A 20,765-nucleotide genomic window follows, 5' to 3' on the forward strand; every position below is an offset into this window, starting at 1 on the left:
ATTCGGCTCAAATAATAATTTACCTAAATGAAACTTAATCAGTAAATGCAGTAGTGTTGTTAATAATAGTATCTTCACGTGAAATCACTTAACTCAGCTTTTAGTTAACCTTATTTATATTAACAAGATAGAAAATACAATGCATAAACGTTCATTTACATCTTTAACTGTTTTGATTTCTTCAATTTTATTTACTACACCAGCTATTAGTGCGGTGATACCTACGGGCACAGTTTTAGCTGAAAACCAAGAGGTTACACGTCATTTAAAGGATGAACCTGCGTCTTTGGACCCAGTAAAATCGGTGGGGTTAACGGAAGCGCAAGTCATGCGTGACTTATTTGAAGGGCTGGTTAACCAAGATGACCATGGCAAGCCAATTGCAGGGGTAGCTCAAAGTTGGAACACGGTAGATAACCGTATTTGGACTTTTACACTGAGGTCGGATGCTCAATGGTCAAACGGTGACCCTGTCACGGCTCAGGATTTTGTGTATAGCTGGCAACGACTTGTTTCACCAGGAACATCATCACCGTTTGCTTGGTTTGCAGCATTAGCCGGTATTAATAATGCGCAAGATATCATTGATGGAAAATTACCCGCTGATCAGCTAGGTGTTGAAGCGGTTGATACGCGTACATTAAAGGTTACTTTAAATAAGCCAGTACCTTATTTCCCGTCATTGGCGGCTAATTTTAGTTTATTTCCTGTTCATCAAGGAACGGTTGAAAAGTTTGGTAATGAGTGGATAAAAGTAGGAAATCTAGTCGGGAATGGTGCCTTTGTTTTATCTGATAGAGTGGTTAATGAGAAAATTGTTTTAGTTCCAAATAAATATTATTGGGACCATAAAAATACCGTTATTACCAAAGTAACATTTATCCCGATTAACCAGGAATCTCATGCAACAAATCGTTATTTAGCAGGTGACTTGGATATTACCGAATCATTTCCAAAACAACGTTATCAAAAATTATTGAAAGATATTCCTAATGAAGTGTTTACACCAGACCAATTAGGGACTTATTACTATGCTTTTAATACCCAACGGGCACCAACAGATGATGTCCGTGTCAGAAAAGCTTTATCTATGGCAATTGACCGCCAATTAATTGCGAATAAGGTATTAGGCACAGGGGAAAAACCCGCAAATTATTTTACGCCTGATGTTACCGATGGCTTTAAGCCTGAAAAAGGGCTTTACAATAGCTATTCACAAAAAGAATTAGACCAGCAAGCGAAAGTATTATTACAACAAGCCGGCTTTGGTCCAAATCAACCGTTAGAGTTAACACTATTATACAATAGTTCAGAAAATCATCAGAAAATTGCGATTGCAATTGCCTCTATGTGGAAGAAAAAACTAGGGGCTGAGGTCAAATTAGTTAATCAAGAATGGAAAACCTATATAGATAGCCGTAATACAGGAAATTTTGATGTTATACGAGCGTCATGGATAGGTGATTTTAATGAACCTTCAACATTCCTATCACTACTCACTTCCCAACATAGTGGTAATATACCAAAATTTAATAACTCAATATATGATGATATTATCGCATCTGCGAGTATTGAAACAAATGCGCAATTACGCAACCGCTATTATAATAATGCGGAAGCAATCATTGCGGAAGAAGCTCCAATTGCACCCATTTACCAATATACCAATGCACGCTTGATTAAGCCTTGGTTGAAGGGGTATCCGATCAACAACCCTGAAGATGTCGCTTATAGCCACAGTTTTTATATTATTAAACATTAAAATAGGTGTTCAGCCTGTACAAGGTGCGGGCTGTTTTTTCTGAATGGAAGAAAAAAGCTCCTTCCTCTGGAGAATGGGAAGGAGGACCAAAAAAGGAATAAACACTACCCTTATATAATAAAAAAATCATCGTGAACTTTATTGTTCGTTTGTGTCAATTATGTGATTTTCTTTAGCAAATATGGCGATATTTTGTTACTTGTAAGACCACCTCAATTTTATGGTTGTTTATCTTTTTTTTTGTAGTTCAATCTAGTGATGACTAATGCGTCTTTTGAAAAAATTGCAAAATTTTAGCTGTTCGATTACAAATATCATATGTAAAAAAAAGGGAGATATTGCATGGGGTTGATTTATGGTTCGTTATTCCAACACTCAAATCCGGTACATGCATTTCAGTTAAATGGAGATGGTGGGTTGCTTCCCATCGACGTGAATGCCAGCGCGAATCAGCAGTCTCCGTTCTGGCTTCATTATGACTATAAGGATCCGCAAAGTTTTAATTGGATCCAGCAATCAGATCTCTTCAATGAACAGGTGAAGTCTGCTTTATCCGGGCATTCAGGACGTTGGAGATTGATCCGTGTTGGTGATGGTATTTTATTAACATTGCAAACATTAAATACTAATGCGGGCCAACGGCCTGAGCAATTAATTGCATTTAGAGTATTTATTAATAACCGAATAATTATTTCTAGTCGTCATCGAAAAGTAAATTCCTTAGATCCTGTTATTGATGACTTAAATCAGGGAGTAGGCGCGCAAAGTACGGGTGATTGGTTAGTTGAGGTTGCTGATTCTATTACAGATGAAATAAGTGATTTTACTGATTCTTTGCATGAGCGTTTAATTGATATGGAAGATTCCATATTAAATGGCGAAATTCCTGATAGAGGGGAATTTGCATTACTTCGTAAACAAATTATTGTGATCCGCCGTTATATGGCCCCGCAAAGAGATATGTTTTCCCGTTTGACAACGGAAAAATTACTTTGGTTAGATGAAACGGATCGCCGTCGAATTCAAGAAATTTCTGACCGATTAGGGCGTTGTATTGAAGATCTCGATGGTTTTATTGCCCGTACAGCGATTATTTCTGACGAGATAACGAATATGATGACTGAAATGATGAACCGGCGTATTTATACAATGTCATTAATGGCCATGATATTCTTACCAACAACATTTTTAACGGGTTTATTTGGTGTGAATTTAGGGGGGATCCCCGGTAATGAATTTCGTTTTGCCTTTAGTGTATTTTGTGTTTTATTAGCCGCCTTGATTGGAACTGTATTGTGGTGGCTAAGAAAAAGCCGATGGCTCTAATATTGATGACTTATTTGTTATAACCGGACCTAGTTTGAGATAAATCAATAAAACTACAGAGGTTTTAGTGCAGTATTAGTCCTGCAGGTGAATGCAACGTTGAGCGATGAACGTTGTGCTCCATAATTGTAGTTTTTCTCATATTGAGTTCTTATACAGAATAATTGACCACTGTAATGCCGATGTAATTTACATCGGCTTTTTTTTGCATTAAATCCGAGTAAAAATAACCTCCAAACGAGGAGGTTATCAACATACATTATTTTACTTCAATAATATCAAGACGTTCTGCTGAAAAATCAGGTTTGTCATCTTCATCTATAAATGGTTGGAGAGGTAGTTCTTCTTTGTCAAACGCAAGATCACCGCCATTGATAACGTCATCTCCATGAGAAATATTTTTGAAGTCGAATAACTCGGTATCACATAGATGAGACGGAACAATGTTTTGAGTGGCGCGGAACATGGTTTCGATTCGGCCTGGATAACGCTTATCCCAATCACGTAGCATCTCTTTAATAACTTGACGTTGTAGGTTTGGTTGAGAGCCACATAGGTTACATGGAATAATCGGGAACTCTTTAGCCTGCGCAAAACGCTCAATATCTTTTTCCCGACAGTAAGCCAGTGGGCGAATAACAATGTGCTTTCCGTCATCACTCATCAATTTAGGTGGCATACCTTTTAACTTACCGCCATAAAACATATTTAAGAACATGGTCTGTAAAATATCATCACGGTGGTGACCAAGCGCAATTTTAGTTGCGCCTAACTCAGTTGCTGTACGATACAAAATTCCACGACGTAAACGTGAGCACAGTGAGCAGGTTGTTTTCCCTTCTGGAATTTTTTCTTTTACGATCCCATAGGTATTTTCTTCAACAATTTTGTACTCTACACCAAGGTTATCAAGGTATGCAGGTAAAATATGCTCAGGGAAACCGGGTTGCTTTTGGTCCAAATTAACTGCAACTAATGAAAACTGGATAGGGGCACTTTTTTGCAAACTTTGCAGTATGGAAAGCAGCGTGTAACTATCTTTACCTCCAGACAAGCAAACCATTATCCGGTCACCGTCTTCTATCATGTTAAAGTCAGCGATTGCTTGGCCAACATCACGGCGAATTCTTTTTTGCAACTTGTTTAAGTTGTACTGTTCTTTATTTGTCGTCATTCTATACTGTTCTATTACTGGGGGTTATATTGCTGATAGATAACTGTACATTCGGCTTGTAAATTATTATTGTTCTATGTTTAAAACCTAATCAGCGAGATTTATAAAAAGAAGCCCATGATAGCAGAACCTGAGGGAAGAGTGATACCAGTTCGTTCAAAGAGGTGAAAATCGGAGCCCACTCACCGTTATTAGAGTCACATAAACTTAACGTTTTCTATCCGTTGATGGTATGCCTCCAGCTTTAGCTTTAAACTCTCAAGCCCCGTGATAACACGCTCTGTAGGTAATGACGTATTAACTCCAATTGCTAAACATTCGCGGGTTCCTTCATCAATAATATTGAGTGCTCTAAAGTGTTTACTGCAATATAAACTGTTATGCATGAAACCCAATACCCATTGAATAATCGAATTTTTTTCAGCATGACCTCTGCAATGGTTATGGTAGAGGATCTAATTATAGTTGTCTTATTTTTGGGGGAATGGACAATTACTTTTATTTTAGATATAGAATAAACAATTTTTCAATTACCATCGTTCATTTTGTTAATTTTATAAAGTATATCTTTTTTATATTAGAAAAACACAACTATATTGTGTCCTACTTATTCTTATATAGTATAAGTAGGATTAATAATGAATAAGAAGTAAGAAATAAAAAATTTTATCTACTGGTGATTTTTATATATTCATCAATAAATGGGAATATTAGTAACTTAATAAACTGTTAATCACGGTAGGAACTATACTGGCATTATAGGACCTATATTTGTGACTCTTAGATAGAACATGTTTTCCATTTTTAATTATCAGGCTTTTCAATTCAGAGGAAATAATAGCGAGATGGAGTGAGTGTGTTATTACAGGGTTATAAGAACTTAATACTGTAATAACAATAAGATATTGAATAGAAATGTTAGCTAATTAACGCTCTGACTTATTTGTAAAAAGAGAATCTTTGATTTTTAAATTTAGTTTATAAATGCGATGCGATTCACATTTTAAGTATTATGTATCAAAAAAAACAAAACAGATGTGTTTATTTGAATTATTATGTTTTTGCACGTTTGGGTTTTGAACTATCAATATAACTATAAACTAAATGTAAATGCTTAAATTCATATTTTTAAGCAGGAACATATGTTGAAACTAAAATTTAAGTTTCTTTGTTTTAAATTGGTGGGTTAAGGAGATATTAAATCAACTAATCATGATTAAAATCTATTAATGTGGTGATATTTATGAAATATCTTATATTCTTTTTTAGTCTAATTTTTGTTTTTCTTATAGCGTATTTACTTAGTTTTAGTAAAAAAAACATAAAACATAAGCTTCCATCAATACTAATATTGCTAACATTGGAGTTTATTGTTGCAGCTATTATGCTGAATACTACAATTGGGCTTGCTACTCTTGACGGTATAGCATCAGGTATTCATTATATAATTAATTATGCTAATAAGGGGATTGATTTTGTTTTTGGCGATATAAGCAGTAAAACCTCTATGGTGTTTGTTGTTGTCGCTCTTTTACCTTTGATTTTTATTTGTTCGATAATTGGTATACTTAAATATATCGGCGCCTTAGACTTAATTATTAATACTATAGGTTTTCTAATTAACAAAATATCTAAAGTCGGAAAGTTAGAGTCTTTCGCTGCTATTAGTGCGGTGATAGTCGGAATGATGCCTGCTTATGTATCAATTAAAGATTATATCCCAAGGCTATCTAAAGCACAGATGTATACTATTGCTGCATGTACTGTCTCAACAGTAGATATTGCATTGCTAGGCGCGTATACACAAATGGTTGAGCCACGCTATGTTTTTATAGGTGTTAGTCTCAACTTCTTTAGTACTTTTATTATTGTTTCTATTATTAATCCAAGTGAGCCCACAGATATTGCAAGTTGTCCTTTGGGGGCAAATAAAGGTGAAAGGGGTTCATTTTTTGAAGTGTTGACAGATCACATGCAGGATGCCTTTAAGCTTATTCTTGCAATTGTTCCTATAATTATTGGTTTTGTCGCCTTAATTAGTATGTTGAACGATGTTTTTTTAAATATTTTAGGAATTAGTTTTCAAGGCATTCTCGGCTATATTTTTTCGCCTTTAGCTTTTATTTTGGGTAGTTCATGGGATGAAAGTGTTAATTTTGGAACAATTATAGCAACTAAAATTTTATCGAATGAGTTTGTTGCTATGATTGACTATATGAAATTAACAAACATTACACCACGAACGGATGCAATTATGTCCGTATTTTTAATATCATTTGCAAATTTCGGTTCTATCGGAATGATTATCGGTTGCGTCACAAGTATAAGCCGAGAACATGGAAAAATGATTGCATCAAATAGTTTTAGATTGATTGTTGGCTCAACTTTAGTCAGTTGTTTATCAGCGACGATTGTTGGTATTTTTGTATAAAATATAAATAAAGGAGTAATAAAATGCACAAAATAATAATAGACTGTGATCCTGGTGTAGATGATGCAGTTGCTATTTTTTTAGCCTTAGCTTCTCCAGAAATAGAATTAATAGGCATAACCACCGTTGCAGGGAATGTTGAATTAGAAAAGGTTCACAGTAATGCACGACAATTACTTGCATTAGCCAATAGGCAGGATATTCCTTTAGCGAAAGGTTGTGAACGCCCACTAATGTCTAAAAGTGGGAGTAAAACTCATGTTCATGGTACTGATGGTCTAGCTGGAGTATTGCTTCCCGCATCAGATTATCAAAATTATTCTGGTCACGCCGTAGATTTTATTATTGATACGGTAATGTCAAATCCAGGTGAAATAACATTATGCACAATGGCTTCTCTTACTAATATTGCAGTCGCTATCATCAAAGAACCAAAATTAGTCGATAATGTAAAAGACATTGTAGTCATGGGAGGAGCTGCATTTACACAGGGGAATATAACGCCAGCTGCTGAGTTTAATTTTTATGTGGACCCCCATGCTGCTCATATCGTTTTTGATAGTGCACGACATATTACTATGCTTGGTCTGGATGTAACAAGTAAGGCTGATATAAGAGCTGGTTTGTGTAGTCCTTTGGAAAAAGGTGGCCTCATCGCTCAGACTGTTGCTGAAATGTGCCGAAGATATGCAGAGTTTGACCCATTTCTCCATGATCCCTGCGTTATCGCATACCTCATTAAACCTGAGATTTTTTCAGGTGTTGACGGTTCAATTACTATCGAATATGAGTCTAATAAATTATTCGGTCATAGTTTTGCTTACACATCTACCACCATTAATCATGACCCAAAAGCTAAATATAATGAAGCTAAATGTAAAATTATTACTGACGTTGATACATCGAAATTAATATCTTTAATTACAGAACGTATCATAACTCTTTGAGGTAAAGAGTAGCAATTGGAATCTAAGTTGACATTTATTTAAAATAAAGAGACTTATTATGGATACTGACTCAGTAATTAAGTGATTGTTTGGCCAATACCTTGGAGAATTATTTTCTACAGTTTATTTAAGTTGTGGCATTCTCTTGTTGATAGATAATTGTACATTCTGTTTTTAAGCTATTATTGTTATATACTTAAAGTCTAATCAGCGAGATTTATAAAAAAGTGGAAAATATATTGGGAGTGGTACCTTCTTTATAATCTTTATCTTATTGTTTAAGCAATAAGAAGAACTTAATATATAAGAAAATACGGAGGACATATGCCAGCAGCTGACCCTATTGAATTGGTTTCTTCTTTACTAGCTAGTACCATTAAAATGGTAATTACGCCAACAGAATATTTTTTTCAAAGTAGTGCTATTGGGGATGCTATTTATATAAGCTTGTTATTTTTTAACTAAAAATGATGAAAGTATCATCACAATGAGGCTAATCTGATACACATGAAGGAAGTACTCGCTTCCTTCATGGTGGAAAGTCATACGGGGATACTAACGAGGTAATTCATCACACAATTTTTGTAAAGTAGTTAAAAATTTACCCACATGGAAACCATCACAAACAGCATGATGTACTTGTACTGCTAAGGGAAGCCATATTTTATTATTTTCACTATAGTATTTCCCCATAGTAAAAATAGGAGTGAAAGCGTTAGTAATATCTGCAATATTTAGATTAAAGCTATCGAATGAAACCCAAGGCAAAGATGATACATAGAATACATTTTCAATTTGCTGTGATTGAGGCTGCAAATTGAGATTATCTTTATGTAATGCTAGTTGCTGGTGATAGTTCTCCATAAACACTGCCATTTCTGAAGAGTACTCACACCATAAGGAAGAAAAAGTTTCAGTATCTTTATGAAAGATAGTAAAGCTGGGGTTAACTTCATCCCACAAAATAAGCTCACCATTTCTTTTGGCAAATCTAAATTCTTTATAGGTATTAGCTACCCGTGATAATAAATAAATTACCGATGGGTAAAATTCATATCCATTTGAATTTATATGCTTTTTAAAGTTGGTGATATCTATTTTCGTTGTTAAACTAAACCCACAATTTATGGTCTTTTCGTAGGTGTTGTAATGTTCCTTACGTAACCATGTCTCTATATTAAATTTAGTATAGTTCATAATTTATCCTTCTAATAAGTTAATGTGATTGTTATTAGAAGGGGAACTTCTCTGTTTTCAATTGATTCATAATGATTTTTTATATTATGTTGAAGTTATACTTGTATTTTAACTAGCCTACTTTTGTTTGTCGAGGTCTCTAATTTAACTCCTTCAATACAAGGCACAATTTGCGTGATAGCACCATGTATTCATACACATGATTGTGCGTTGACGTAAGTATCAAAGAAAGTTTTGATATCTATATTGAGTATTTTAGATAGTACCATTAGGTGCTCAATAAATATGGAGAGAGTCCCATCTTCATATTTTATGTATGATTTTTCAGGGATAGATATTAATTCTGCCATTTCTTTTGTCGTAATTTGATGTTCTATACGCTTTTGCTTAATGAGTTCACCGAGTACTGCATTGCCAACATTATTTTTATTCATAGTAACCTGTTATAAGTTTGGTTTTGGTTTTTTTATTATCTTAGATGGAAATTAATATTCAATGGGTAATAATCTGTAAGTTTAAGAGGAAATAAACCTAAGTTCTTAAGATTAAAAATAAATTTCATAAGGTATAGTAAATAATTATAAAGTAACATTGTTGTGTTTTATAATCTAAAGGTGAAGGTTAATAGATATGAAATTCTATTTAATGGCATAAAATACAATTTTCCACTTAATGATATGTTAATTTTGATACAGTTATTTAACAGAAACTATCTTTAACAATAATCATTAAAGACAGAATCTATTGTTCGTTAATATTGATTAAACAGATAGCGCGAGTTCTACAGCTTTTTGAGCATGAATAGCGGTAGTGTCAAATATATCTACTGTTGTATCATTTTGATTAACAAGTAATGTTATCTCAGTGCATCCTAAAATGATACCTTCAGCTCCACTTTCTACTAGGGATGCCATTATACGCTGGTATTCTTTTCTAGATTCATCATTGATTTTCCCTAAACAGAGTTCATTATAAATAATATCATGAACTATTTTTCTATCTTTTTCGCTGGGTATTAATACATTCAAATTAAAATTATCAATTAACCTTTGTTTATAGAAAGGTTGTTCCATAGTAAAAGCAGTACCTAAGAGCCCAATTTTTTTAATACCCGATTGTATAATGAGTTCACCTGTTGCATCGGCTATATGTAATAAAGGAAGACCCGTTTGAGACTCAATGCGTGGTGCGACTTTATGCATGGTATTGGTACAAAGAACAAGAAAATCAGCACCTGCAAGCTTTAAACGATCTCCTGCATCAGCTAAACATCGTGCTGCTAAATCCCATTGCCCGCTAGATTGATACTGTTCTATTTCAGCAAAATCAACACTATATAAAACAATTTTAGCAGAATGCAAGCCACCTAGCTGTTGTTTTATGCCTTCGTTAAGCTGTTGGTAGTATAGTAATGTTGATTCCCAACTCATACCACCAATAAGGCCTATTGTTTTCATTCTTTGCGTTCCTATTATTGTGTCGTTTTCTTACTATACTGATTGCCTACAAAGAAAAACAAGAGAAACGAGGTAAATTTCTCTAGATGATTAAGGGGAGAAAACAGTTGTAATATTAAACACAATTTAACATTACATATCAAAGGGTTTTTGTATTTAACTTATTGAGATAAAAAAAGGATAAATATAGAAAATTTTACGTTTTAAAGATGGATTTAAATTGATATCTGGTTATTATCATAATGAACATTATTTCTACAAAATTGGTCATATATGGTGATAATAAAAATGAATTTCTTCAAAGTAATCATTGCAATACTTATTTTTGGTGCTGCATTTCTGTTAGGAGCACTATATATGAAGCCGACCCAATTGAGCTTAGTTGAGCAGGTGAAAAAGAATGTTTATGATGTTTTAGCGTATCCACAAGCCGCAAAATTTAGAAATATTGAATATCATTTTTCTCGCTACACAGCGGATAATGGTAAGGTGGGTTATGTTTGTGGGGAGGTTTATCGATATAAAAATGATAAGCCTGATGGATTCAAGCGCTTTATTGTTAAATCGTATACTAATGATGAAGGCCGCATGGATATTTCAATTCCCTTTATTGACGGAGGGCATGAAATACTATTGCCAGAACAAGTTAATCAAATTTGGAATGATAAATGTTCGAGTCCTGCTTCACCACTAGAGTAAGGAATTACGTGTGCTAATATTTTTATAGCACACGTTTTAGGTTACTTTTCGTGGCCTAGGCTAGACGATATATTTCAATACAGTGGGGCAGGTGGCCATTTTTTGGGACTATTTTGTAAGAACATAGATTCAAATAGTTTTTCAAGGAAATTGAATATAATTTTTGAATAAATAGAGAAATACCACAGATCACATAGTAACGCCATGAAACTAACAAATAAAACTGGATTATATATTACTAGCTTAGTGTTATACTAAAGATGTTACACTTTGTTTTGTTATTATTATGAAACAAAAAGAAGCCTTTGTGGTCAACGATGACTATATTTTTTGATGTTCATTTTTTAATGAATTTTTAATTTAGTAGTTTAAGGAGTCGATAATGGTTAGTAATAATAATGCACGTCGTTTGTTAGGTATGCCTTATAAATTAAGCCGCTCTAAAAAAAACATACGTGTTTCGCTGAGTTCTAAAGATAATTCCACAGTTGCAGTGCAAAAGAATAAAGCGACAGAAAAGAAGACATATCATTCAGTAACTGTTTTTTACCCAGAATATGTTATTAGTTAATTGAATGAATGTAACCCTCTAGTACTCACTAGGGGGTTAAAGTTATTTAATCAGAACTGGAATTTTCTTATTAAATTACATTATCTCATTTCAATATTCCCCACATGAGTCATTGCCTGAGTTTTCTATTATAAAAATTAACAGTAGTCATAAAATAGATTAAGCGATATTATTCGCATTAATTAAAAACTAAAAAGAAAGATGGCTATCAGGTGTTATAGAATGAAATTTTTTTGTTACCTACTATTTTTATTTTGTTTCTCTCTTTTAGGGTGCTCTACTCAGTTTAAATCCGATGAAGAAACTAACCGTTTAAAATTTAATATTCAACACGCAAATACGGTTCCTATTAAGGACTCTGTAGAGACCTTGGCTGTTTCTGATATGTTGCCAGGTGATATTCTTTTATCATCTGCTACAGGGTTAAATTCATGGGGAATTCGGTTATTTAGTATTAGCGGGGTAAGCCACGCATCTATTTATCTGGGTTTGGGGGAGGTTGCTGAATCTGTTGGAAGTGGGGTTAGGATCATTACGTTAGACCAAGCAGTGAAGGATTCTAATAACATGGTAGTGTTGAGACAAGCTGGTTTAACATCATTACATGCAGAAAAATTACGCGAATTTTCAGTTCAAAATAATGGAAATAAGTATAACTATAAAGGTATTGTGATGATTGCTCCTTGGATGATCACAAAAAGAGTATGTGAACTTCCATTAATTGGTGAAACGATACGTAATTTTTGCTTAAAAACATTAGCGACAGTTCAATTAGGCGATGATATAGACCAAGCTAATGGTTTCTTTTGTTCACAGTTTGTCTTAGATGCTTATAAGTATGCGGGTATTCCTTTGTTTGAGGGGAATTCATCATGGATAACACCTGCGGATATATTACATATGCGTACAGGTGATGTACCGACTTTCATGCCAACTCAACGTTTATCGTATGTTGGACATTTGAAATCATGGAGCTTTAGCAGTGCAATACGCAGAAAATAGTGTGTAATTAAACTAAAAAAAAGGCCAACATATAAAGTTGGCCTGCTAAACTGGAAGCAATGTGAGCAATGTCGTTTGTGATAAACCTGAGTGATTTACTCAAGTATTCACGAAGTAAAAGATAACCATTCTCATTTAAGAAATCAACCCCTTTTTTTATGTAGTTAATTCTTTCCTTTTTTTGCCTTAATGCGTTTTTTATTTATAAAAAACAATGTATTGTAGGTTTAACTCTAATGAAAATTACTTTTCGAACAAAAAAATTTTTTAAAAAAACACATTAATGAGATTATTCTTCCTGAGATTAATCATTAATAGGCGTGTTTATGATGCGAAAATTAAAGGTAGGTGTAGTCGGCTTAGGAGCTATTGCACAAAAAGCGTATTTACCAATCTTAACTAGAGAGGAAAACTGGGAGTTGATTGGCGCTTTTTCGCCTAATCAATTGAAGGCAAAACTGATTTGTGACAGTTATCGTATTCCTCTGTTTAGTAATATTGATGCACTTGCACAGCAATGTGACGCTGTTTTTGTTCATAGTGCGACGAAAAGCCATTTTGAGGTAATCAAGCGGCTATTAGATGCAAACGTTCATGTCTATGTTGATAAGCCATTGACTGAGTTAACGGAACAGTCTGAGCAATTAATTGAATTAGCAGCGCAGCGCCAGAAAATGTTAATGGTTGGATTTAACCGCCGCTTCTCACCGTTTTATATGTCAATTAAACAAGATATTAAAAAAATCAGGTCTATTCGTATGGATAAACACCGTATGGACAACGTAGGGCCGAGTGACGCTAGATTTACTTTATTAGATGATTATTTGCATGTCGTTGATACTGTATTATGGATAGCGCCAAATCATGCAGAGTTAATCAGTGGTAGCATTCATAAAACAAATGCTGACGAGTTGTTTTATGCAGAGCACCATATGCAAGCGGGTCACTGTTGGATAACAACATCGATGCATCGCAAAGCAGGAAGTCAACAAGAGCAACTTATTGTGATTGCAGAGGACAGTATTCATCAAATAACCAATATGAACCACTGGAGGAGTGAAAATGTGGTTGGTATTAGTGAGAAAAAACCCGCTAATTGGGATTCAATTTTAGTTCAACGCGGTTTTGATGGCGCAATTCGTCACTTTGTTGATTCTATTTCAAATCAAACTCAACCGTTGATCAGTGGTGAAGAGGGCTTGAAAGCCCAACGCATGGTTGAACAAATGATATCTACAGCGAATAAAGTCAGCGATTAATTATGTGATAGGGTAACCGTAATTATCGACTCTATTAAACGTTAAAATTTTGGTATCTCATGATGATATAGGAACACCGGATGATACATTTACAAGAAAGCTCTGACGTATTATTTGTTGCAGGGTTTGGCCCGATAGTGACTGACTATAATAAAAGCCATTCTTTTTATCTTGAGTTGTTAAAGCTACCTTTAAAGCCAATAGAAGAAGGGAGCCAATATTTAACTTGCGAACAAGAAGGGCTTGAAGGAGTTAAACATTTTGCACTTTGGCCTATAGAACAAGCAGCCCAGTCGTGTTTTAGGCAAAGTGAATGGCCTGAAAATATACCGATACCACAAAGTTGGATGGAATTTGAGGTTGTTGACATCGAAAAAATCACGGACAGTTGCCTTAAGGACGGTTATATCTTATTAGTTAATAACCGAATGGAGCCTTGGGGACAAACAGTAACAAGGTTATTAAGCCCAGAAGGTATGTTAGTTGGTTTAACGGTGACGCCATGGCTAAGAGAATAACCTGCTTTTATTTGTAGCTAGAGATCTCATTTATCTTTGTGGATAAGAGACATTTATTAGTAATTGTTTATAATTTTGTTGTAGAACTTCATTTTAACTATTTTTAGGAGGGGTTATGTATAAAACGATTCTGGTCCCTATCGATTTAACAGAAGATGAATTAACCAGTAAAGCCGTTCGTCATGCAGTTAATCTAGCAAAACAATCGGGTGCTAAAATTCATCTTATTCATGTTTTACCCATTTCCTCAGCAATTATTAATGCGTACGCTTTAGGTTACATGGAAATAAAAGACCGTGCGACAGTGAAAGCAGAAGAAGACATGAAAATGTTAATGGATTCAATTGATTTACCTCACGATGACGTTAGTTATACGATAACGTTTGGTTCTCCACGAGATGAAGTGATTAATACAGCAAAAGACATTAATGCAGATATTATTGTCATCGGCTCTCGTCGCCCAAATATTACAACTCATCTTTTAGGATCAACTGCCGCAGGTATCGTGCGTTACGCGGAGACATCAGTGTTGGTTGTACGTTAATAATTAGAGGAGAGCCTGCTCATAGGGTAGGTTCTTTTTTATTTCATTATTGGTATTTCCAATTTTATTAGCTTTATCACTCAAGTTGATTGATCTTACTTATAACAAGGTGAGTTTGAGTCAGTATGGAAAAGTTTTCGCAAGAATTACTGCGTGTTGAACACTTTGTTCTGAGAGTTTTGCGTTTTTATTTACTCGGACTTTTGATTTTTTTTCTTGGGTTATTACCCGGTATCATCGGTTTTTATGTTATTGAAGGCCACTCAGCTGTTGAGTCAATGCTTAATGCGTTGTCTATGTTGAGTGGACAAGCTATTGAGCCGGCTCCTATTACACGAGGAGGTCGTTTCTTTATCGCTATTTATGGTTTATTTTTACAAAGCGTTTTTATTATCAGTATTGGATTAATTGTAACTCCTTTCATTCATCGCATTTTGCATAAATGGCATTTAGAAGAATAATTTTTTGTTGTAATAGTAAGGGGCTTCACAGCTTTTTTAGTGTAGTAAGACTATACTTTGAAAGACTAAAAGGAAAATATTCACCCGCTACGCCTAATAATTAAGTTGTAAAAATACACAACAATACAACTTGAATAAAAATCTAAACATAATTAATAAGGGGCATCATATGTATCAAACAATTTTGGTTCCCGTGGATATATCTGAAGATGTATTAACAGATAACGCATTAAAACATGCTATTTATTTAGCAAAAATCTCAAATGCGAAAATTCACTTATTTCACTCAGTTCCAGATGTTTCAAGATTTTCAATGAGCTACAGTTATCATTATGATTTATTGTCTTCATTTGCTAAAAAAGCTCTTGAGCGTTCAGAAGAACAGCTAAAAGAAATCATTGAAAAAATTGATTATCCGTCAGATAAAATCTCTTATAAGGTTGAGTTTGGCTCACCACGAGATAAAGTTTTATCAGAAGCTGAGGCAATTGATGCTGACCTTATTGTTATCGGCTCACGCAATCCAAGTATTTCAACGCATTTATTAGGTTCAAATGCTTCAGGGATTGTGTCCTATGCGAAGATCTCGGTACTCGTCGTTCGATAAAATAAAAATAGCCTGCTAGCAGGCTATTTTTTGTCTATTAAGAGCGAATAAACCTAGGGGGTTTTAACCGCTTCTTTGGCTTGCTCAATTGCTTTAAGTGCTTGGCTGCAAGCTTGCTCTTGTGCATCATCAGGGTAGCTAGCAAGGGCTTTTTTCGCTTCTTCTAATTGAGACTTCATTAATGCAATCTGTTCACCTGCATTGGCTTCATCTTTATATTGTTCTTCGGCTTGCTTAACAAGGTCGTTCATTTCTTTGAAATAAGTATCACAGGTTGCACCTGCATTTGCATTAAATGCAGTGAAAGCCATTAATAGACTAAATGCAATCGGAAGAGTTTTTTTCATCGTATTTTCGCTTTCAAAATTCATAATATCGTCAGAATAACACCCCATATTCAAAAACGCACTATTCGAACACGTGAATGTTTTTAACTGATAAGTTTTTTCTACATATTGAGAATATTCCTGTTGGTCACTAACGACAATAGCATAATTTGCAAAATACAAATGATAATCATTCTTGACTGATTGCAATGTAAAAGTGTACATTTAAGTACACTTTAAATAATGATAAAGAAAGAGATGATTATGATGAATAAAAATATGATAAAAACAGAAAATTGGCCGATCTGTGAGATGAATATATTTCCCTCTACTATGGATGAAACACGTTTGTGGTTAGAAGAGATGGATATGTTATTGGCGAGAAGAAATGAATTTGTCTTGATATACCCGCCAGTGGTTAAAAAAGAAAAACCATCATCAGAAGATATGCAAAGTATGAAATATGTGCGTCGTTGGTTAAAAGACACTAAAGAAGCGATGGAACAGCATTGTCGCGCCCTAGTTGTTACGTTACAACCCGATGGCCGAGATAAAGAGGAGATGGAACGCATGGCACCTATGCTGTCTGCGTTATATGGCCCTCAGGTTTTAATCGCAGCGGATGGAACAACAGCAAAAGAGCAGGCCCAATCAGTTTTAGCCTAGTTGATTGTGTGTTTACTGATTTTACGGATATAACTGGCGATGATATCAACAGACATAGCAATTTGCTGTTGAATAAATTCATCGCTGGGCTTGAAATCAGCAATACAGAAAGTGGTGATAAAGACATCCGCTTTTAGCATTTCTAGGTAACGCGAAGAAATACTTAATAATGTTTTTTCATCCACTTTAACATCAGGAAGTAAAGCTAATTTTTGTGTTAATAAGCGATAGCTTTTTACTGGGCCTTGCTCAAAAAACGCGTGCGTTATTTCAGGGAAACGGTTGTATTCACCTAATATTAACCGATATAACCCAATGGATTCAGGCTTAAGTACATTTAATAAAAATCGAGAGCCATAAAAAGAAAGTATAGACTCAATCGTATCTAATGGGGGCATTTTTTCATCAGGTTCTTGAAAAATATCATCAATCATAGATGCAATAACAGCGGCAAATAACCCTTCTTTATCCCCAAAGTTTTTATATAAAGTTGTTCGAGAGCCCCCAGCTCTTTCAATAATCATATCCAATGTTGCGCCTTCAAACCCATATTGCAGAAAAATTTCAGTTGCCGCAGCGATCAAAGCCTGTTGACGACGTCGGCCTTTTGGGGTTTTAGCTGTAAGAGGGTTATTCATGAATGGTTAATCCTGCTATTTGTCTTCAAATAAGAAAGTAACATAACAAATTTTACTGAAATAGTTTAAATCACGTGACCTCAATCATAGATTTACCTGAAAGAGATCATCATTTAAGCTGATATTTGTCTTTATGATATTTATAAAGATTAACATGTTTAGGATGATATCTGAATGGTTGTCATAATGTTGGGGGCAAGATGACAGAGCATGCATTAAATGAACAAAAAATAGACCAAAATGATCCCGTTAATCAGCAACGTGAAGTAACTCGGCTCTGTATTGAGTGTGGTTTATTTTTATTGCAACATGGTGCTGAAAGTATGCTCGTCGAACAATTGACGACTCGTCTGGGAATTGCGCTTGGGGCAAGTCAAGTTGATAGTGCTATCTCATCTAATTCATTGGTTTTAACCACTATAATTGATGGCCGTTGCTTAACGTCAACGCGACGTATTATTGACCGTGGTATAAATATGCATGTTGTTACTGAAGTTCAGCATGCAGTAATTTTAGTTGAACACCATTTATTAGACCGAAAACAATTACAAAAGAAATTATCATCAATTAAACCGTTACGTTATCCTCGATGGTTAATGGTTTTGATGGTGGCTTTATCTTGCGCTTGTTTCAGCAAGTTGAATGGAGGAGGGTGGGAGAGTGCGTTAATTACATTTTTAGCCAGTGGTTGTGCAATGTATGTTCGGCAAGTATTAACCTCCCATCAAATGAACCCGCTAATTAATTTTTGTATTACTGCGTTTGTCGCGACAACCGTTTCCGGCTTATTACTGAAAATACCGTATTTGGCGGTCACAGAAACGATTTCGATGGCTGCCAGTGTATTGCTTTTAGTTCCAGGCTTTCCATTAATTAATGCAGTCGCGGATATGTTTAAAGGGCATGTTAATACAGGATTAGCGCGCTGGACAATGGCGAGCCTTCTTACTTTGGCTACCTGCATTGGCGTTGTATTAGCAATGACAGTCTGGGGTTTAAAAGAATGGGCATAGAATTTCTATTCTCTTTATGTGAGAAAATGCTATTAGCCGCTATACCGGCCGCGGGGTTTGCGATGGTATTTAATGTGCCTGTAAGGGCATTGAAATATTGTGCCTTATTAGGTGCTATTGGCTATGGTTTTAGAATGATACTGATGACACTCGGCTTGCAAATTGAGTGGGCAAGTTTTCTTGCGGCAATTTTAATTGGTATTATTGGTATTCAGTGGTCGCGTTGGTGGTTAGCCCATCCTAAAGTGTTTACTGTTGCCGCCGTGATCCCAATGTTCCCAGGTATTAGTGCCTATATTGCAATGATTTCAGTAGTAAAAATATCGCAATCTGGTTATGACCCTGAATTAGTTGAGGTCTTAGTGACTAATTTCTTAAAGGCCTCCTTCATTGTTGGAGCTTTGTCTATTGGTATTTCTTTACCTGGTTTATGGTTATATCGCAAAAGACCAAGTGTGTAATTTTTAAGGGATGGCTTACGGGTATTCCTGCTATATCCGTAAGTCATACCTTGCTCTTTTACTAATAAGAGTTAGAAATTCTATTAAAGCTGCATAAATTCTGATGTGGTGGTGAACTATAAAATTGAGTCATCGCTGATATCATTAATGCTACTATTTGATTAGAATATGTGATATTTCTTCTTATGCATTAATGTGTTAGAGGAAAAACTAACGCATTCATTTAAATTCTTCGCATATATTCTTATTAGTGGTGTTATTTTGAAACAATTTAGCTTGTCCAAATATTATCAATTCGTTTTTTCGGTTCTATTATTTATTTTTTCTGCTTTTTCATTTTCTGCACCAAATTCATTTACTGAAGCCAAAATGCTGAGTAAAACTCAGGTTTATGCAGATCAAAACCACCAAGGTGAGGGAACAATATACTGCGGCTGCCAGTGGGAATGGGTAGGAAAAAGCGGGGGGAAAGTCGATTTAGCCTCTTGCGGCTATCAAGTGCGTAAACAACAGAACCGAGCTGAACGTATTGAATGGGAGCATATTGTTCCTGCATGGGTGTTTGGTCATCAAAGACAATGCTGGCAAAAAGGGGGACGGAAAAACTGTGTGTCTAGTGACCCTATTTTTGGCCGAATGGAAGCAGATATGCATAATTTAGCGCCTTCTATTGGTGAGGTGAATGGTGATAGAAGCAACTTTAGTTTTGGGCAATTACCTACTAATACGCCGTACCCATACGGAATGTGCCGCAGTCGAGTTGATTTTAAACAAAAAGTCTTTGAACCAAGGAATGAGGCTAAAGGGCAAGTAGCCCGAGTATATTTCTATATGCATGACCGTTATAACTTGTCTATGTCACGTCAACAGCAACAGTTATTGATGGCGTGGGATAATAAATATCCTCCAACGTCTTGGGAAATCAAGCGAGATAATCGAATCGCTAAAATGATGGGGCATCATAACCCATTTGTGACAGGGGAGAAAAAATGGAGTTTAAACCATAAAAATGGGGCAGAGGGAGTTAATATTTCTCCAGTTTTACCTTTGGTTCAGACTAAGATAATAGAAAATAAATCTATTGTACCAGATGTGGTTGAAATTAAAGGGAATCGTAATTCCAAAAAATATCATTTCTCACATTGCGCTAGCTTCAATACCATTGCCGATAAAAATGCAGTTATTTTCACTAATGAACAAGCAGCTAAAGCCGCAGGTTTTGAGTTAGCGGGAAATTGTAAAAGACGCTAATTATCTTGTAAGCCACAGTAGTTAATTCACTGATTACTGTGGTTTTATTTCTTGTTTTTATGCGTGATAACGAAAATCTTTAATAAACTTCTAAAATTTTGTTGGAAAAATGTTGCATTATTAAAAAAAATGACGCTATATTTAAAGCAAATGAAAACTGCAATAAAAACATGGACTCATTGAGGTACAAAAAATATTGTAGTTTGTCATATTACTGTCATATAGATTCATTAGTTTAAAAGTATCGCTGCTACAGGAGAAACTAATGGGAAATACGTGTTTATTCACACGAATTCGAAGCCGGTTATCACTCCATCATGAAATTTCCATGGTGAGATTGGTAACCGGTTTTTTTATTAGCCGACTTATGGCACCAAGTTACAGCCACAATCGATATTTGACCATTAACTTTGAGCTTGAAGGGAGCTCCTCTCTGTTTGGAATAGTCCGTCATT

23 protein-coding genes and 1 pseudogene are annotated in these 20,765 nt (G+C 35.0%); 17 read left to right on the forward strand and 7 right to left on the reverse strand.

Annotated features, from left to right (window positions below; translation table 11 throughout):
- Positions 1–139: 139 nt before the first annotated feature.
- Together PSF67_RS04620 and zntB are read left to right on the forward strand one after the other, a co-directional pair.
- Positions 140–1,762 carry a peptide ABC transporter substrate-binding protein gene (locus tag PSF67_RS04620; RefSeq protein WP_166265216.1) on the forward strand — a complete coding sequence of 541 codons (1,623 nt, stop codon included), beginning with the start codon at positions 140–142 and terminating at the stop codon, positions 1,760–1,762.
- A gap of 342 nt (positions 1,763–2,104) precedes the next feature.
- Complete coding sequence (zntB, locus tag PSF67_RS04625) at positions 2,105–3,088, forward strand: zinc transporter ZntB (RefSeq protein ID WP_102139674.1); 984 nt, start codon at positions 2,105–2,107, stop codon at positions 3,086–3,088.
- Positions 3,089–3,347: 259 nt separating this feature from the next.
- On the opposite strand, the gene ttcA is transcribed toward zntB, so the two are convergent.
- Positions 3,348–4,262, reverse strand: coding sequence for a tRNA 2-thiocytidine(32) synthetase TtcA (ttcA, locus tag PSF67_RS04630; RefSeq protein WP_102139673.1), 915 nt, complete (start codon positions 4,260–4,262; stop codon positions 3,348–3,350).
- Between the two features lie 248 nt (positions 4,263–4,510).
- Positions 4,511–4,669: pseudogene (locus PSF67_RS04635) on the reverse strand (IS3 family transposase); the annotation flags it as partial.
- 836 nt (positions 4,670–5,505) lie between these two features.
- Between PSF67_RS04635 and PSF67_RS04640 the strand changes: the two are divergent.
- From PSF67_RS04640 to PSF67_RS04650, 3 genes are all read left to right on the forward strand, one after another.
- Positions 5,506–6,693 carry a NupC/NupG family nucleoside CNT transporter gene (locus PSF67_RS04640; protein ID WP_231068364.1) on the forward strand — a complete coding sequence of 396 codons (1,188 nt, stop codon included), beginning with the start codon at positions 5,506–5,508 and terminating at the stop codon, positions 6,691–6,693.
- A 23-nt stretch (positions 6,694–6,716) separates the two neighbouring features.
- The gene (locus PSF67_RS04645) at positions 6,717–7,640 is read left to right on the forward strand and encodes a nucleoside hydrolase (RefSeq protein WP_102139671.1); all 924 of its coding nucleotides are present in this window, start codon (positions 6,717–6,719) and stop codon (positions 7,638–7,640) included.
- Between the two features lie 324 nt (positions 7,641–7,964).
- A complete protein-coding gene (locus PSF67_RS04650) occupies positions 7,965–8,105 on the forward strand; it encodes a hypothetical protein (protein WP_166265209.1) in 141 nt (46 codons plus the stop codon).
- Positions 8,106–8,195: 90 nt separating this feature from the next.
- Here PSF67_RS04650 and catA read toward each other — a convergent pair whose 3' ends face one another.
- The 3 genes from catA to PSF67_RS04665 all read right to left on the reverse strand — a co-directional run bounded on the left by catA (position 8,196) and on the right by PSF67_RS04665 (position 10,294).
- On the reverse strand, positions 8,196–8,837 hold the full coding sequence (gene catA, locus PSF67_RS04655) for a type A chloramphenicol O-acetyltransferase (protein ID WP_166265206.1): 642 nt from the start codon (positions 8,835–8,837) through the stop codon (positions 8,196–8,198).
- A 191-nt stretch (positions 8,838–9,028) separates the two neighbouring features.
- Positions 9,029–9,271, reverse strand: coding sequence for a helix-turn-helix domain-containing protein (locus PSF67_RS04660; protein ID WP_102139669.1), 243 nt, complete (start codon positions 9,269–9,271; stop codon positions 9,029–9,031).
- Positions 9,272–9,598: 327 nt separating this feature from the next.
- The gene (locus PSF67_RS04665) at positions 9,599–10,294 is read right to left on the reverse strand and encodes an aspartate/glutamate racemase family protein (RefSeq protein WP_272676580.1); all 696 of its coding nucleotides are present in this window, start codon (positions 10,292–10,294) and stop codon (positions 9,599–9,601) included.
- Positions 10,295–10,582: 288 nt separating this feature from the next.
- Between PSF67_RS04665 and PSF67_RS04670 the strand changes: the two genes are divergently transcribed.
- The 8 genes from PSF67_RS04670 (at position 10,583) to PSF67_RS04705 (ending at position 15,955) form a co-directional block, all read left to right on the forward strand.
- Positions 10,583–10,993, forward strand: a complete 411-nt coding sequence (locus PSF67_RS04670; RefSeq protein WP_181489840.1) for a hypothetical protein — start codon at positions 10,583–10,585, stop codon at positions 10,991–10,993.
- Positions 10,994–11,375: 382 nt separating this feature from the next.
- The gene (gene sra / locus PSF67_RS04675; protein WP_102139667.1) at positions 11,376–11,564 is read left to right on the forward strand and encodes a stationary-phase-induced ribosome-associated protein; all 189 of its coding nucleotides are present in this window, start codon (positions 11,376–11,378) and stop codon (positions 11,562–11,564) included.
- A gap of 222 nt (positions 11,565–11,786) precedes the next feature.
- Positions 11,787–12,566, forward strand: a complete 780-nt coding sequence (locus PSF67_RS04680) for a YaeF family permuted papain-like enzyme (protein WP_102139666.1) — start codon at positions 11,787–11,789, stop codon at positions 12,564–12,566.
- Between the two features lie 329 nt (positions 12,567–12,895).
- A complete protein-coding gene (locus tag PSF67_RS04685; RefSeq protein WP_272676601.1) occupies positions 12,896–13,825 on the forward strand; it encodes a Gfo/Idh/MocA family protein in 930 nt (309 codons plus the stop codon).
- Positions 13,826–13,905: 80 nt separating this feature from the next.
- Positions 13,906–14,343, forward strand: coding sequence for a glyoxalase (locus PSF67_RS04690; RefSeq protein ID WP_102139665.1), 438 nt, complete (start codon positions 13,906–13,908; stop codon positions 14,341–14,343).
- A gap of 115 nt (positions 14,344–14,458) precedes the next feature.
- Positions 14,459–14,887, forward strand: a complete 429-nt coding sequence (locus PSF67_RS04695; RefSeq protein ID WP_004263978.1) for a universal stress protein — start codon at positions 14,459–14,461, stop codon at positions 14,885–14,887.
- Between the two features lie 125 nt (positions 14,888–15,012).
- A complete protein-coding gene (locus tag PSF67_RS04700) occupies positions 15,013–15,348 on the forward strand; it encodes a hypothetical protein (protein WP_102139663.1) in 336 nt (111 codons plus the stop codon).
- 169 nt (positions 15,349–15,517) lie between these two features.
- Positions 15,518–15,955 carry a universal stress protein gene (locus tag PSF67_RS04705; RefSeq protein WP_102139662.1) on the forward strand — a complete coding sequence of 146 codons (438 nt, stop codon included), beginning with the start codon at positions 15,518–15,520 and terminating at the stop codon, positions 15,953–15,955.
- A 53-nt stretch (positions 15,956–16,008) separates the two neighbouring features.
- On the opposite strand, the gene PSF67_RS04710 is transcribed toward PSF67_RS04705, so the two are convergent.
- Positions 16,009–16,302, reverse strand: coding sequence for a DUF5339 family protein (locus PSF67_RS04710; protein WP_036958707.1), 294 nt, complete (start codon positions 16,300–16,302; stop codon positions 16,009–16,011).
- 243 nt (positions 16,303–16,545) lie between these two features.
- Here PSF67_RS04710 and PSF67_RS04715 point away from each other — a divergent pair, with 243 nt between their 5' ends.
- Positions 16,546–16,947, forward strand: a complete 402-nt coding sequence (locus PSF67_RS04715; protein ID WP_229597572.1) for a hypothetical protein — start codon at positions 16,546–16,548, stop codon at positions 16,945–16,947.
- Here PSF67_RS04715 and PSF67_RS04720 read toward each other — a convergent pair.
- Positions 16,944–17,585, reverse strand: a complete 642-nt coding sequence (locus PSF67_RS04720; RefSeq protein WP_102139660.1) for a TetR/AcrR family transcriptional regulator — start codon at positions 17,583–17,585, stop codon at positions 16,944–16,946. The two genes, PSF67_RS04715 and PSF67_RS04720, sit on opposite strands and share 4 nt — an antisense overlap.
- 200 nt (positions 17,586–17,785) lie before the next feature.
- Between PSF67_RS04720 and PSF67_RS04725 the strand changes: the two genes are divergently transcribed.
- The 3 genes from PSF67_RS04725 (at position 17,786) to PSF67_RS04735 (ending at position 20,310) form a co-directional block, all read left to right on the forward strand.
- Entirely contained in the window at positions 17,786–18,598 is an 813-nt protein-coding gene (locus PSF67_RS04725) for a threonine/serine ThrE exporter family protein (RefSeq protein ID WP_272676581.1), read from the forward strand.
- Positions 18,589–19,059, forward strand: a complete 471-nt coding sequence (locus tag PSF67_RS04730) for a threonine/serine exporter (protein WP_102139658.1) — start codon at positions 18,589–18,591, stop codon at positions 19,057–19,059. Before PSF67_RS04725 ends, PSF67_RS04730 begins: the two co-directional genes overlap by 10 nt.
- A gap of 276 nt (positions 19,060–19,335) precedes the next feature.
- Positions 19,336–20,310, forward strand: coding sequence for an endonuclease (locus PSF67_RS04735; RefSeq protein WP_430442478.1), 975 nt, complete (start codon positions 19,336–19,338; stop codon positions 20,308–20,310).
- The last annotated feature ends 455 nt before the right edge of the window (positions 20,311–20,765 follow it).

The sequence above is a fragment of the Providencia sp. PROV076 genome (genome assembly GCF_028483405.1).
GTDB classification, from domain to species: domain Bacteria; phylum Pseudomonadota; class Gammaproteobacteria; order Enterobacterales; family Enterobacteriaceae; genus Providencia; species Providencia huaxiensis.